Genomic DNA, 11,649 nt, shown 5'->3' on the forward strand with positions numbered 1-11,649 from the left:
CATGTATGAAGCCATTGTTTTTCTTCCTCTACTAGGTGCTTTTATAGCCGGCATTTTCGGGCCGATTATTGGCGCGCGCGCGTCAACTTATGTCACATCTGGTTTCATGGTGCTTGTAGCCATTCTCTCGGCAATCGCCTTTGCAAATGTAGCCATTTATGAGGGGCCGAAAACCATCACCATCTTGGAATGGATACATTCAGGCAATTTTGAAGCTGATTGGAAACTACGTATTGATACGCTGACGGCGGTAATGCTTGTGGTTGTGAATGGTGTCTCTTGCCTGGTTCATGTCTATTCCATTGGCTATATGAGTCATGACCCGCACCAGTCGCGTTTCTTTGCCTATTTATCTTTATTCACTTTCGCAATGTTGATGCTGGTAACCGCAGATAATTTCTTACAGTTGTTTTTCGGCTGGGAAGGGGTAGGGCTTGCTTCTTATCTGCTGATTGGGTTTTGGTTCAAAAAACCATCGGCAAACACAGCGGCGATTAAAGCTTTCGTTGTCAACCGAGTTGGTGATTTTGGTCTCATCCTCGGTATAGGTGCGATTTTTTTCACAGTTGGCTCCATACATTTTGATGATGTTTTTGCTGCGGCTCCCGCGCTTGCTGAGGGTAGCTTTGTGTTCCTTGGACAAATTGTGCCAATCCTGCCGACTATTTGTCTGCTTCTCTTTATGGGTGCGATGGGCAAATCGGCTCAGTTTTTACTTCATACCTGGTTACCGGATGCCATGGAGGGGCCAACGCCTGTCTCCGCGCTCATTCACGCAGCAACAATGGTAACAGCTGGGGTGTTCTTGGTTGCGCGCTGTTCCCCTTTGTTTGAACTTGCGCCGTCCGCCATGACCGTTGTGGTGGTATTCGGAGCGATTACAGCATTTTTTGCGGCTACTGTTGGGTTGGTTCAGAACGATATTAAGCGGGTTATTGCTTACTCAACCTGTTCCCAGTTGGGTTATATGTTTGTCGCTTTGGGTGTAGGGGCCTATCAGGTCGCGATTTTTCACCTGTTTACGCATGCTTTCTTTAAAGCCTTATTGTTCCTCGGCGCAGGATCGCTCATCCATGCGGTTGATAATGAGCAAGACATGACAAAAATGGGCGGTCTTCGAGAAATGATCCCGTTCACCTGGCTGTTTATGCTTATCGGTACGCTGGCGCTTACAGGTTTTCCGTTTATGGCAGGTTATTTCTCCAAAGACGCGATTATCGAAGCTGCTTTTGCGGCTCATAACCCAGCCCATATGTTTGGGTTTACCTTGCTGGTTGTCTCGGCGCTGTTCACGTCATTTTATTCATGGCGTCTGATGTTTATGACTTTCCATGGCAAGACACGCCTTACAAATGACCAGTTGAGCCGAATTCACGAAAGCCCAATGGTGATGTTGATACCCCTTCTGGTGCTTTCCGTTGGTGCGGTAGCTGCAGGTTTTGCGTTTAAAGGCCTGTTTATCGGAGATGGTCAGGCTGGTTTCTGGGCAAATTCGATTTTCACAGCAGCGGATAATCATGTTCTGCATGATTTGCATGAAGTGCCAAAGCTGGTGAAATTTTCACCTTTAATCATGATGGTTACAGGATTTGTCTTGGCTTGGTATTATTATATCGCCCGTCCAGATTTACCTACTGTCGTCGCGCGTGAGCACGATTTACTTTACCGTTTTCTCGTTAAGAAATGGTATTTCGACGAGCTATATAATTTCATTTTTGTCCGTCCGGCTAAATGGCTTGCCAGAATTTTCTGGAAGGGCGGGGATGGTTATGTGATTGACGGTTTTGGGCCGGACGGAATTGCATCAACTGTAATGAATATAACGCGTAATGTCGTTCGGTTGCAGTCTGGCTATGTTTATCATTATGCCTTTGCAATGTTACTGGGTGTGGCAGGGTTAATTAGCTGGTTTATGCTGGGAGGTGGCAAATAATGTTGGATTGGCCCATTCTCAGCACCATCACCTATTTACCTTTATTGGGTGCATTGTTCATTCTCTTAATTCCTGGTGAGGATGAAACAGTCGGAAGAAATGCGCGCGCTGTTGCGCTTTGGACCACGGTTGCGACTTTCATTCTCAGCATTGTTATGTTGTTTGAATTTGACGGAATCCGCACGGATTTACAATTTTATGAGCAAGCCTCATGGCTCGGTGGCGATATTGACTACGTTATGGGTGTGGACGGTATATCCGTCCTCTTTATTACCCTTACAACCTCTTTGATGCCGCTATGTATTCTTGCATCATGGGAGTCAATTAAAATCCGCGTACGCGAGTATATGGTAGCATTTCTTGTTCTTGAAACTCTGATGATTGGGGTTTTCTGCGCGCAGGATTTGTTGCTTTTCTATCTTTTCTTTGAAGCTGGGTTGATACCCATGTTCCTGATTATTGGCATCTGGGGCGGGGCAAGACGCGTTTATGCGAGTTTTAAATTCTTCCTTTATACGCTCCTCGGTTCCGTGCTCATGCTGCTGGCACTAATTTACATGTACTGGCAGGTCGGAACGACCAATATGACCGCGCTGGCTAATTTTCAGTTTTCCAGCTCAGAACAAATGTGGCTCTGGCTGGCCTTCTTTGCCAGTTTTGCCGTAAAAATGCCAATGTGGCCTGTTCATACTTGGTTACCGGATGCTCACGTTGAAGCCCCTACAGCTGGTTCTGTTATTCTTGCAGGCGTGATGTTGAAGATGGGGGGGTATGGCTTTTTGCGTTTCTCTTTGCCTATGTTCCCACTGGCGACTGACATGTTCACAGAGTTAGTTTTTGTATTGAGTGTGATAGCTATCATTTATACCTCGCTCGTTGCGTTGGCGCAGGAGGACATGAAAAAACTTATCGCCTATTCATCTGTTGCTCATATGGGGTTCGTCACCATGGGTATTTTTGCTACCACTCAGCAAGGTATTCAGGGCGCAATCTTTCAGATGTTGTCGCATGGCTGGATTTCCGGTGCGCTATTTTTATGCGTTGGGGTAATTTATGATCGGATGCACACACGTGAAATTGCGGCCTATGGCGGGTTGGCAAACCGCATGCCGATTTATGCTGCCGTCTTTATGCTCTTTACTATGGCGAATGTAGGCTTGCCGGGAACATCCGGATTTGTAGGAGAGTTTTTGACCATCATCGGCACTTTTCAGGTGAGCACATGGACAGCACTACTTGCTGCAACAGGCGTTATTTTGTCTGCCTGCTATGCGCTGACCCTGTATCGTAAAATTAGTTTTGGTGAGTTAGAGAATGAGGCTCTGCAATCCATAACAGATATGAACAGCAGAGAAATAGCCGTGATAGCTGCGCCGGTTGCTGCGACGATTATATTTGGTGTCTGGCCGGCACCAATTTTGGATCTTATTTCCGCTTCGGTTGAAGCGCTTATCACAAATTACCAAGACGCACTGACAGGGGTTGGCAATTAATATGATGCTACAATTAGACATAATGGCCATATTGCCAGAGCTTATTCTGTTTTTTGGCGCTATGGGTTTGCTGATGGTTGGTGTGTTCAGTTCATCAAATCTGAATCGCCCGATTAGTTGGAGCAGTATTATTTTATTACTGGTTGCGGCTATTGTTGTGTTGTTTCAATCAGAAGAAGCACAGTTTGCCTTTAATGGCGCCTTATTGATGAATGATTTCACAGCCTTGATGAAGGCACTGACTTTACTCGCCGTTGCCGCCTCTTTGGTACTGGCGCATGATTTTATGCATCAGGAAAAAATTGAGCGATTTGAGTATCCGGTGCTGGTTCTTCTGGCAAGTTGTGGCATGTCTATCATGATTTCTGCCAATGATTTAATTGCTGTCTATATGGGGCTAGAACTGCAAAGTCTCGCGCTTTATGTCGTTGCCTCTATTAATCGTGATTCCGTCAGATCTACTGAAGCCGGGCTAAAATACTTCGTGCTGGGGGCGTTGAGCTCCGGCATGTTGTTATATGGTGTCTCGCTGATTTACGGTTTTTCCGGGACTGTTAATTTTCAAGAATTGGCAAGTCTTGGCTTTACAGGCAACGATATTGGGCTGGTCTTTGGCATGGTCTTTTTAATGGCTGGATTGGCTTTTAAAATCTCTGCTGTGCCATTTCATATGTGGACACCTGATGTTTATGAGGGTGCGCCAACGCCTGTGACGGCTTTTCTGGCCGTTGCGCCTAAACTTGCAGCCATGGCGCTGTTCATGCGTGCGGTAATCACCATTTTCCCGCAGGCGCAAGATGCATGGCAGCAAATTATTATTTTCATGTCTCTCGCCAGTATGGTTTTGGGTTCACTCGCGGCGATTGGACAGCAAAGCATTAAGCGTTTGATGGCCTATTCGTCTATCGGGCATATCGGTTTCGCGCTGGTCGGTTTTGCAGCCATCGCAGGAAATAACAGCGCAGAAGGCGTAAGCGGCGTTATAATTTATGTCATTATCTATTCCGTTATGACGATTGGGACTTTTGCGTGTATTTTGTCCATGCGCCGGTCACAGGGCATGGTTGAACAAATTGACGATTTGTCCGGTCTCAGTCAGACGCGTCCCTTCATGGCATTTTGTCTGGCGGTTTTCATGTTTTCCATGGCTGGTATTCCACCTCTAGCCGGTTTCTTCGGCAAGTTTTATGTGTTCAGAGCCGCAATTAATGCAGAGCTTTATACGCTTGCGGTCTTGGGGGTTCTTACGAGTGTTATCGGTGCCTATTATTATCTCCGCATTGTAAAAATCATGTATTTAGATGCGCCTGATGATGAGGTGAATCTTCCTATGCCAAGAAATCTTGGTTTTTTGGCGGGGGCATCAGCCTTTTTGATGATTCTATTTTTCATATATCCCAAGCCACTTGTCTCAGTGGTTGATAATGCTGCAGATGCTTTTCTGGAGATAGATGTTCAGCCGGGCTATGTGCATTATCAGGATACAACTAAATGACTTTGCCTGAATTTCCGGTGGTATTCCCATCAGATTTTCCAGAAGCCACAGGTCTTATTCATTTCACTGAAACCGATAGCACGAATGATGAAGCGCGACGCTTATTTGCTTCTCAACCCGATGGAAGTGCATCGCCCATTTGGATAATGACAGATAGGCAGGTTTCTGGTCGCGGACGTATGGGGCGAAATTGGTCTTCCCCCGAAGGCAATCTCATGACGAGCTTAATGTGCAAGCCCAATTGTGATCTGAGTACAATGGGTCAGTTGGGGTTTGTTGCCGGTTTGGCGGTGCAGGCGAGTATTCAGGAAACGACATCACTTCCAGCCAAGCTCAAATGGCCAAATGATGTTTTAATAGAGGGGGCTAAATGCGCTGGTATTCTCTTGGAGACCCTTTCGAATGAGGCGCAGGAAATAGGTCTGGCCATTGGTATTGGTGTGAATTTACAACACCATCCGACTGATACGCCTTATCCGGCAATTTCTCTAAACGCGGCGGCAGGTGTTTCTCCGACACCCAGAGAGATGATGAAGGTTCTGGCACTTCACTTTAATCGCTTGCATGTATTATGGGAACGTAACGGGTTTTCTGCCATTCGATCCTTGTGGCTTGAACAAGCTTACGGCGTTGGGGCAGACATAACCGCCGTTCTCACCAATGAGGCTTTAACGGGAGTTTTCAGAGATATTGACGCAGATGGCAGGCTTTTACTTGAAAAAAGCAATGGCAGCATCCACCTCATTGCAGCCGGGGATATTTTCTTTGGTGCAACCAAAGGTGCGATAAATGACTGAAAACCCAGAGTTTGAGCGACAAGAAGATGTGGTATTTGTTCCGCTTGGTGGGACAGGCGAAATAGGGATGAATATGAATCTCTATGGATTTGGTCTGCCAGGAAACCGCGATTGGATTATGGTCGATGCAGGTGTCATGTTCGGCGATGAGAGAGAGCCGGGTATTGATGTCATTCTTCCAGATACACGTTTTATCGAACAGCATAAGAAACGCTTAAAAGGTTTGGTGCTAACGCATGGGCATGAAGACCATATTGGTGCTGTCGCGTATCTCTGGCCGCGTCTTCGGTGTCCGGTCTTTGCAACGCCATTCACCGCTGAATTAGTGCGCAGCAAGCTTCTTGAAGCTGGCTTAGAGGATCAGGTTGAGCTGAACATCCTTCCCTTGAACAGCCAAATAACACTTGGCCCCTTTGAGATTGATTTGGTTGGTCTGACACACTCAATCGTGGAGCCGTGTGCGCTGGCTATTCGCACGCCTGTTGGAAATCTTCTTCATACCGGTGATTGGAAAATTGACCCTGATCCACAAATTGGCAAGGTTACAGATGTTGAAAAGCTCAAAGCTTTTGGGGAAGAGGGTATTGAGGCGATAATTTGCGACTCGACCAATGTCTTATCTCCCGGTACATCAGGTTCCGAGTCGTTGGTTGCCGAGTCACTTGCGGAAACCGTTAAGCATTGTAAAGGCCGTGTTGTCATCACAACATTTGCTTCGAATGTGGCGCGGCTTTCGGCTATCGGTAAAGCTGCTAGTAAAAATGACCGGCATTTGACAATGCTTGGGCGCGGCATGTTTCGAATTTTTAACGCGGCACAAAAAACCGGGTATCTCAAAGATTTTCCTTCGCTTGTCGATGAGCAAGAAGCAGGTTATTTGCCACCGGATAAAACACTCATAGTTTGTACCGGCAGTCAGGGTGAGGCGAGGGCTGCGTTATCTCGATTGGCGGCTGGGCAAAATCCACACCTTGTTTTGGAGCCAGGGGATACGGTCATCTTTTCTTCAAAAATGATACCGGGGAATGAGACTTCTGTGATGGAGTTACAAAACCGCTTGGCTGCGATAGGTGTTGAGGTGCTGACTGGTAGTGATGGTCTATTGCATGTGTCCGGGCATCCGAACCGTGATGAACTGATTGAAATGTATGGATGGGCTAAACCTAAAGCAGCAGTGCCTGTACATGGTGAGTTTAGACATTTGCTCGCGCATGAGAAGTTGGCAAAAGACCTACAAGTTCCGCAACCCGTTTGCGCGCGTAATGGAGATATGGTTAGGCTTGCGCCCGGCAATGCTGAGATTATTGATCGCGTTTATGCAGGGCGACTGCATCTTGATGGTGATGTGTTTATGCCAGCAGATGAATGCCCTTCTCGTGAAAGGCGAAAGCTTTCCTTTAATGGCTTTGTTGGGATTAGTTTAGCGCTGGATAAAGCCAGTCGATTAGCAGGTGCGCCGGGTGTGGTTCTCATTGGCCTGCCGGATGATGACGGCTTGGGTGTAAGTCTTGAAGATTGGGTGTTTGATGCGCTGGAGCGTGTCATTCCTGAAAATGGAAAAATTACACCGAAGCGTGCTGAGCAGGAAATCTCCAGACAAGTGCGTTCAGAGATGCGGCGGCGTTGTGGTAAAAAGCCTGAAGTTGCAGTCACTTTCATCACAGTATAAAAAAGGGATAAGAATTAAGGAGTTCACTATGATTGGTCAGTTAAATCACATCGCAATTGCCGTTCCAAATTTGGAAGAAGCAGCAAGTGTTTACCGGAATATATTGGGCGCCAAGGTCACAGATCCGGTTGCCTTGCCCGAGCATGGGGTGACGACAGTTTTTGTGGAATTACCGAATACAAAAATCGAGTTGCTTGAAGCGCTTGGTGATGACTCACCGATTGCCGGGTTTATCGAGCGCAATCCAAAAGGGGGCATGCATCATATTTGCCTAGAAGTTGGGGATATTATGGAAGCCCGAGATAAGTTGATTGCAGAAGGCGCACATTTTGCCGGAAGTGATGAGCCTAAAAACGGCGCGCATAACAAGCTGGTTCTGTTTATGCATCCAAAAGATTTTTGCGGGACGCTGATTGAGCTGGAACAGGTTTAATGATTGATATTGGTTTTACCTTTGGCGTTGCCATTTATGGCATGATTTGGTTTGTGACACTTTTTACGGTATTGCCTTTTGGGGTTGTCACTCAGGACGAAGCTGGCGATGTTGAACCCGGATCGCCTGGAAGCGCGCCTGCCAATGTGCGTATCGGACGTAAGTTGCTTATCACAACATTTATATCGAGCGTTTTATTTATAATCGTTTACTGGCTTCTTACCTCGGATATTCTTGTCGGCATTTAGCGGCATTCGGCGTATGATAAATAAAGGAAAATTGAATGCGTCTATCTGCTTATTTTTTGCCAACTCTAAAAGAAAACCCTGCTGAGGCGCAGATTGTATCGCATGTATTAATGTTGCGTGCCGGGCTGGTGCGTCAAGCAAGTGCCGGTATTTATAGCTGGTTGCCTCTTGGTCATCGCGTATTGAACAAAATCTCTGATATTGTCAGAGAGGAACAAAACCGATCAGGCGCGCTTGAAATGTTGATGCCAACTATTCAGTCTGCAGAGTTGTGGGAAGAGTCCGGTAGATATGACGGTTATGGCAAAGAAATGCTGAGGATTACCGACCGCCATGAACGCCCCATGCTTTTTGGCCCCACCAATGAAGAGCAAATCACTCAGATTGTTCGCGATAATGTCCGGAGCTACAAGGATTTACCGCTGAACCTCTATCATATCCAATGGAAGTTCAGAGACGAAATACGTCCGCGTTTTGGTGTGATGCGGGGGCGCGAATTTTTGATGAAAGATGCCTATAGTTTTGATGTCAGTGTGGATACGGCGCGTATTGCCTATCGTAAGATGTTTGTTGCCTATTTGCGGACTTTTGAACGACTCGGATTGCAGGCACTTCCTATGGCAGCAGATACAGGGCCAATTGGCGGCGATATGAGCCATGAATTTATTATTCTCGCTGAGACGGGTGAGTCTGCGGTTTACTGCCATCGGGATTTAATCGAATTGCCAGCCCCCGGTGATGAAGTCAGTTATGAGGACGACCTCACACCTGTTATTGAACCTTATATATCTGGCTACGCTGCCACGGATGAAAAGCATGACCAGGCCGCTTTTGAGGCGGCAGTTCCAGCAGATAAAAGGGTTGAAGCGCGTGGTATTGAAGTCGGGCATATTTTCTATTTTGCAACCAAATATAGTGAAGCAATGAATGCGACTGTGGCAACGCCTGATGGGCAAAACGTAACGCTACATTGCGGTTCATACGGGATTGGTGTCTCGCGTTTAGTTGGGGCGATTATTGAAGCCTCGCATGATGACGACGGAATTATTTGGCCTTGGAGTGTTGCTCCGTTTCAGGTTGGTTTGATTAACTTAAAAATTGCAGATGAAGGGTGTAACACCATGTGCGAGGATATTTACGCACGCCTCACTGCACAGGGTATTGATGTTTTATATGATGACCGGGATGAGCGCGCGGGCGGAAAGTTTTCGGATATGGATTTGATTGGCTGCCCATGGCAGGCGGTAATCGGGCCGCGTGGTGTTGAGGCCGGAGAGGTCGAAATTAAGAACCGCGCTACCGGAGAAAAAGAAACTCTTCCGCTGGAGGCAGCGATGGACAGGCTGGTTTCTCCCCCGCCTGAAAAGAAGTAATGGCAGGTATCTTCAACCGATTTGAATGGCAGATTGCCGGTAGATATATTCGGTCTCGCCGCCGCGAAGGGGTTATATCTCTGATTGCTTGGGCATCATTCCTTGGCATCATGATTGGTGTTGCGACCCTGATTATTGTTATGGCGGTAATGAACGGTTTTCGCGCGGATTTACTTGAGCGCATTCTCGGTGTTGGCGGGCATGCGGTAGTTCGCCCCTATGGTGGGGCATTTCAATCTCAAAAAGAAGTAGTTGATCGACTTGTCCAACTGGACGGCGTGCAGCGTGTTACCCCTGTTCTGGAAGCTCAGGTTATGGTTTCAGTCGGTACAACCGCACGCGGCGCGATATTACGGGGTGTTGATAAAGCTCTTATTCCTCAACTTCCTGTTTTGACGGATAATAAAGTGCTGGGTGATTTATCGCGTGTTGGAGAAATTGAAAATACAACTCCAGGCATAGCTATTGGTCAGCGCATGGCGGAAATTTATGGGCTGGAAATAGGTATGCCGCTATCACTGATAGCACCAAAAGGAGCAAAAACGCCTTTCGGTACAGCACCGCGTGTACGCCAATACTCCGTGGAGAGTATTTTTGAAGTTGGCTTGTCCGATTATGATGCCACATTTATCTACACGGATATGGATACAGTTTCTGCCTTGACTGGAACAAGCACAGATATGGCTGCGCTGGAGATTGTTGTTGCGCAACCGGATAAAATTCAGGACTTACGACCCGCGATTGACCGCGCTGTTGGGGAGGCCGGTTGGGTTAGAGACTGGCAACAAACCAATGCCGCGCTTTCTGGTGCGCTGAAGGTGGAGCGCAATGTTATGTTCCTTATTCTGACGATGATTTTGCTGGTGGCCTCGCTGAACATTGTTTCCGGTCTGGTGATGTTGGTCAAAGATAAAAGCCGCGATATTGCTATTTTACGCACTATGGGCATGAAGCGAGGGGCGATTTTGCGGATATTTTTCATCACCGGCGCGTCTATCGGCGTGATTGGTACGCTGGTTGGCGTCATTGTTGGCGTTGTGTTCTGCCAGAATATTGAAGCCATCAGGCAACTTATTACAACCCTCATAGGAACTGAATTATTTCCCTCTGAAATATATTTTCTGAATGAACTCCCTGCCAAAATCATTGTTGAAGATGTTGTGATGGTAGCGGGGTTGTCGTTGGCGCTTTCATTTTTGTCGACGCTCTATCCGTCCTGGCGCGCGGCATCGCTGGCGCCTGTAGAGGTGTTGCGAAATGACTAAACGCGATACAGTTCTGGAAATCATCGATCTACATCACCAATATGGTGATACAGATAAGCTGGTAAGAGTGCTGAACGGGGTCAATTTTTCGTTATATCGCGGTGAGAATGTAGCCTTACTCGGGCCGTCAGGGGCAGGGAAGTCAACTTTTTTGCATTTGGTTGGCCTTCTGGAAACGGCGCATAAAGGTCATATAAAGCTTTTGGGGCAAGATGTGGCGGGTTGTTCGGATGCTGAGCAAACTTTTTTAAGGCGTCAGTCTATTGGCTTTGTCTACCAGTTTCATAATTTACTGGCTGAGTTCACGGCTTTGGAAAATGTCATGCTGCCAATGCGTCTGGCAGGTTCAAATTCTGATATAGCGCGCGATAAGGCTGCAACACTCCTTAACCGGTTAAATTTAACCGAGCGTCACCAGCATTATCCGGGGCAGCTATCTGGTGGCGAACAGCAGCGTGTTGCCATTGCCCGGGCGCTGGCAAATGACCCTGTACTCCTCTTGGCTGATGAACCGACGGGCAATCTTGATCCGGCTTCCGGGCGGATGGTTTTTGAGCTTCTGCTTGAAACTGCAAATGAACGTGGGAGTGCAGCACTGGTTGCAACGCATAATCCTGAGCTTGCGAATCTGATGGATCGTCAAATAACTCTTACGGACGGTCTTATTCATGCATGAACTTATTTAAACACCTATAATTAACTGTAATTATTTGATAATTATATTTATTGACAGTAAAGAACAAAAAGTGAACAATAGGGGCTCTGTGCGTTATAATTGAGGGTCAGGATTGATGATTGTGAAGGATTTAATTGCGTTGGTATCGCTTATTTCATTTGGTTATTTTGTTCTTATGATAGGTAGTTTCCTTTAAATTTGTGTCTAGCGGGCAAAGTTTAGTCTAGGTGTATTTCTTTAGACTTACCCACAATCGATTCCTCTCTA

Annotated in this window: 10 protein-coding genes; all 10 read left to right on the plus strand. The window is 46.9% G+C overall.

Features of this window, described 5'->3' with window-relative positions; translation table 11 throughout:
• The first annotated feature begins 1 nt into the window (after position 1).
• From nuoL to RS24_RS00960, 10 genes are read left to right on the plus strand one after another with little or no spacing between them, the layout of a single operon-like run.
• Entirely contained in the window at positions 2–1,933 is a 1,932-nt protein-coding gene (gene nuoL, locus RS24_RS00915; RefSeq protein WP_021776290.1) for an NADH-quinone oxidoreductase subunit L, read from the plus strand.
• Complete coding sequence (locus RS24_RS00920) at positions 1,933–3,426, plus strand: NADH-quinone oxidoreductase subunit M (RefSeq protein WP_021776291.1); 1,494 nt, start codon at positions 1,933–1,935, stop codon at positions 3,424–3,426. The genes nuoL and RS24_RS00920 overlap by 1 nt, the downstream gene beginning before the upstream one ends.
• A 1-nt stretch (position 3,427) precedes the next feature.
• On the plus strand, positions 3,428–4,921 hold the full coding sequence (gene nuoN, locus RS24_RS00925; RefSeq protein ID WP_021776292.1) for an NADH-quinone oxidoreductase subunit NuoN: 1,494 nt from the start codon (positions 3,428–3,430) through the stop codon (positions 4,919–4,921).
• Complete coding sequence (locus RS24_RS00930) at positions 4,918–5,718, plus strand: biotin--[acetyl-CoA-carboxylase] ligase (RefSeq protein WP_021776293.1); 801 nt, start codon at positions 4,918–4,920, stop codon at positions 5,716–5,718. The genes nuoN and RS24_RS00930 overlap by 4 nt, the downstream gene beginning before the upstream one ends.
• Entirely contained in the window at positions 5,711–7,387 is a 1,677-nt protein-coding gene (locus tag RS24_RS00935) for a ribonuclease J (RefSeq protein WP_021776294.1), read from the plus strand. Before RS24_RS00930 ends, RS24_RS00935 begins: the two co-directional genes overlap by 8 nt.
• Positions 7,388–7,415: 28 nt before the next feature.
• A complete protein-coding gene (gene mce / locus RS24_RS00940; protein WP_021776295.1) occupies positions 7,416–7,820 on the plus strand; it encodes a methylmalonyl-CoA epimerase in 405 nt (134 codons plus the stop codon).
• Positions 7,820–8,068 (plus strand): DUF1467 family protein, encoded by a 249-nt coding sequence (locus tag RS24_RS00945; RefSeq protein ID WP_021776296.1) that lies wholly within the window; start codon positions 7,820–7,822, stop codon positions 8,066–8,068. Before mce ends, RS24_RS00945 begins: the two co-directional genes overlap by 1 nt.
• Positions 8,069–8,103: 35 nt before the next feature.
• Entirely contained in the window at positions 8,104–9,441 is a 1,338-nt protein-coding gene (gene proS / locus RS24_RS00950; protein WP_021776297.1) for a proline--tRNA ligase, read from the plus strand.
• Positions 9,441–10,706 (plus strand): lipoprotein-releasing ABC transporter permease subunit, encoded by a 1,266-nt coding sequence (locus tag RS24_RS00955; RefSeq protein WP_021776298.1) that lies wholly within the window; start codon positions 9,441–9,443, stop codon positions 10,704–10,706. Before proS ends, RS24_RS00955 begins: the two co-directional genes overlap by 1 nt.
• Positions 10,699–11,382, plus strand: coding sequence for an ABC transporter ATP-binding protein (locus tag RS24_RS00960; protein ID WP_021776299.1), 684 nt, complete (start codon positions 10,699–10,701; stop codon positions 11,380–11,382). The genes RS24_RS00955 and RS24_RS00960 overlap by 8 nt, the downstream gene beginning before the upstream one ends.
• Positions 11,383–11,649: the final 267 nt, after the last annotated feature.

Source organism: Candidatus Micropelagos thuwalensis (assembly GCF_000469155.1).
Lineage (GTDB): Bacteria > Pseudomonadota > Alphaproteobacteria > RS24 > RS24 > Micropelagius > Micropelagius thuwalensis.

What these genes read in the sequence shown, in the direction of transcription:
- RS24_RS00930 (WP_021776293.1), top strand. Translation starts at nt 4,918, where the DNA reads ATGACTTTGCCTGAATTTCCGGTGGTATTCCCATCAGATTTTCCAGAA.
- RS24_RS00935 (WP_021776294.1), top strand. Translation starts at nt 5,711, where the DNA reads ATGACTGAAAACCCAGAGTTTGAGCGACAAGAAGATGTGGTATTTGTT.
- RS24_RS00955 (WP_021776298.1), top strand. Translation starts at nt 9,441, where the DNA reads ATGGCAGGTATCTTCAACCGATTTGAATGGCAGATTGCCGGTAGATAT.
- proS (WP_021776297.1), top strand. Translation starts at nt 8,104, where the DNA reads ATGCGTCTATCTGCTTATTTTTTGCCAACTCTAAAAGAAAACCCTGCT.
- RS24_RS00945 (WP_021776296.1), top strand. Translation starts at nt 7,820, where the DNA reads ATGATTGATATTGGTTTTACCTTTGGCGTTGCCATTTATGGCATGATT.
- RS24_RS00920 (WP_021776291.1), top strand. Translation starts at nt 1,933, where the DNA reads ATGTTGGATTGGCCCATTCTCAGCACCATCACCTATTTACCTTTATTG.
- nuoL (WP_021776290.1), top strand. Translation starts at nt 2, where the DNA reads ATGTATGAAGCCATTGTTTTTCTTCCTCTACTAGGTGCTTTTATAGCC.
- nuoN (WP_021776292.1), top strand. Translation starts at nt 3,428, where the DNA reads ATGATGCTACAATTAGACATAATGGCCATATTGCCAGAGCTTATTCTG.
- mce (WP_021776295.1), top strand. Translation starts at nt 7,416, where the DNA reads ATGATTGGTCAGTTAAATCACATCGCAATTGCCGTTCCAAATTTGGAA.
- RS24_RS00960 (WP_021776299.1), top strand. Translation starts at nt 10,699, where the DNA reads ATGACTAAACGCGATACAGTTCTGGAAATCATCGATCTACATCACCAA.